The 2,325-nt window shown below is 58.0% G+C and carries 2 protein-coding genes; both read right to left on the bottom strand.

Annotated elements, in window-relative coordinates; genetic code table 11:
• The coding region (locus VAE48_RS12110) for an acetate--CoA ligase family protein (RefSeq protein WP_322793584.1) at positions 1–1,539 on the bottom strand (1,539 nt) is incomplete at its 3' end.
• Between the two features lie 89 nt (positions 1,540–1,628).
• On the bottom strand, positions 1,629–2,325 hold a 697-nt coding region (locus tag VAE48_RS12105; RefSeq protein ID WP_322793583.1), incomplete at its 5' end, for a hypothetical protein.

Raw genomic sequence — 2,325 nt, 5'->3', positions numbered from 1 at the left:
GGCAGCTTGCTCGGGGCTGTGAGCCGCTTCACCGGCGACCAGCGGGATGCCATACGCCCCAAATACCGGGCGAGTCTGCGCCTCACCCAGGCCGGGCTGCCCGGCGGCTTGCGCCAGTATTCGTTCTGCGGTGGAGCGGTCAATTCCCTCCAATTCGACAGCTTCAAAGGCTGGCTGTGATTGCCGGCGGGTGTATTGCAGCATGGCGCCCAACACCCGCCCGGGAATTTCCGGGAAGACGTACATGGGAATGCCGCTGGTGTGCAGCCGCTGGCGGGCTTTTTCAATGCTCCATTCGCCCATGAAGCAGGTCAGCACCGGTTTTTGGCGGGACGCGCTGACTTGAATAATCTTTTCGGCCACTTCCACGGGGTTGACCAGCGCTTGCGGTACGAGAATGACCACTGCCGCATCCACATTGGGGTCGGCAAGCGCCAGCTGGAGGGCAAATTCATACTCCGGCGGTTCGGCCCCGCCCAGCATATCAATCGGGTTGGCTACCTGAGCAGCCGGGTTGAGCCGCCCGCGCAGGACGGTGCGGGTTTCTTCCTGCAAATCGGCGATCTGCAAGCCGTGTTCTGCCAGACTGTCGGAGAGGAGGGCTGCCGGTCCGCCGGCATTTGTGATGATTGCCACGCGGTTGCCTTTGGGCAGCGGCTGATGGGCAAGTGCCATGCTGATATCGAACAAATCGCTGACCGTTTCAGCCTCAATCACCCCCGACTGTTGAAATACTGCCCGGTAGGCGGCGTGTGAACCGGCCAGCGAACCGGTGTGCGAGGATACCGCCCGCGCCCCGGCGCTGGTGCGTCCGGCTTTGAGCAGGACAATCGGTTTGTGCGGAGTCACGCGACGGGCAACCTGCATGAAACGCTGGCCGTCGCGGATCATCTCCACATACACGGCGATCACCCGCGTGTGTTCATCCTGGCTGAGATATTCGATGAGATCGGTTTCGGTGAGGTCGGCTTCGTTGCCGAGGCTGGCAAAATTGGAAAACCCGATCCATTTATTGCGGATGTAATCAACCACCCCGCCGCCCACCGCCCCGGATTGCGAGATGAAACCAATGCTGCCCTTTTCGGGTACGCCCTGGATGAAAGTGGTATTCAATCCCGAGTACAGGTCCAGCGTTCCAACGCAGTTCGGGCCGATCAGGCGCATCTGGTAACGGGCGGCAATTTCCAAAATCTGTTTTTCCAGGGCTGCTCCCTCTTCGCCTACTTCTTTGAAGCCGCCGGAAATGATGATCACCGAGCGTATACCGCGCTGACCGCAGGCTTCCAGCGTGGCAGGAATGACCGGGGCTGGCAAAACAATTACCGCCAGTTCAACCGGATCGGGCACCGCGGCAATTTCAGGGTAACACTTCAAACCGAGGATTTGATCGGCTTTGGGGTTGACCGGGGCAACCTGTCCCGCATAGCCGTACAGGGTCATGTTTCGCAATATACCGTAACTCAGTTTATTGGGCGCGGCCGATGCGCCAATGATGGCTACCCCTTGCGGGGCGAAGAAAGGTCTTAACCCGTGCGGCATGGTCTCCTCCTGAGATCATTTTGAGATGGCTACTCTATTGTAGCCAATTCAGGGACAGATGGTTAGTGATGAAAATAATCAGCCTGTACTCAGCGTTCTTTGAAAAGCAGGGTTGTATCATGAATCTGAATCGAGTCGCCATCATTGAGCGCGCGCGAGGAAAGCACCGGCTGTTGATTGAGCAGCACGGGTATATCACTGAACATGATTTCCAGATAATATCCTTTACGGGCTTTTCGAATCCACAATTCAATGTATTCCGAGCCGGAAAGAGGAATTTTGACCGGAAAGGCGGGATCGTTGCCGATGCGGACGATGCCATCGCCGGGCAGGGGTTTTTCGATGCGGCTGTTCCCGCTGACGGGGATGAGCAGGCGAGGGCGCTGAATGCTGCCGCGCCGTGACATGCGTAAGGGTTTTGCAGCCGGGCGGCGGGTTAGACCTTTGACCAGCCAGTTGCTTTGAGCAGAGAATAACTGCCCTGTTTCCCCCTGCGCAGTGCGTCTTGCTCCGTTGGTCAGACGGCTGGCAAGACGGCGGGGATTTAAATTGATGGAAAGCGGTTTCCAGAAGAAGAGCAGCAGGGCAGCGGCGATCAGCCCTGCCGAAAGCGTGAAGATTGCGGATTGAGAGCGCCGAATCCATGCGGCGGCTTTCAGCCATAGCGAAAATCCCCAAACCTGATCCTGCCGGTATACCGGCTCGATTTCGTACAAGACCTGATTGAGGAGGTAGGTGGTGTTGGCCAGTTGAATTTCAAGCGACTGCCCGGTACGGTTCAGGCCC

It is taken from the genome of Bellilinea sp., assembly GCF_034432615.1.
GTDB lineage: Bacteria > Chloroflexota > Anaerolineae > Anaerolineales > Anaerolineaceae > Bellilinea.
The sequence above is the reverse complement of the archived record's forward strand: the minus strand, read 5'-3'. Positions and strand labels throughout refer to the sequence as shown.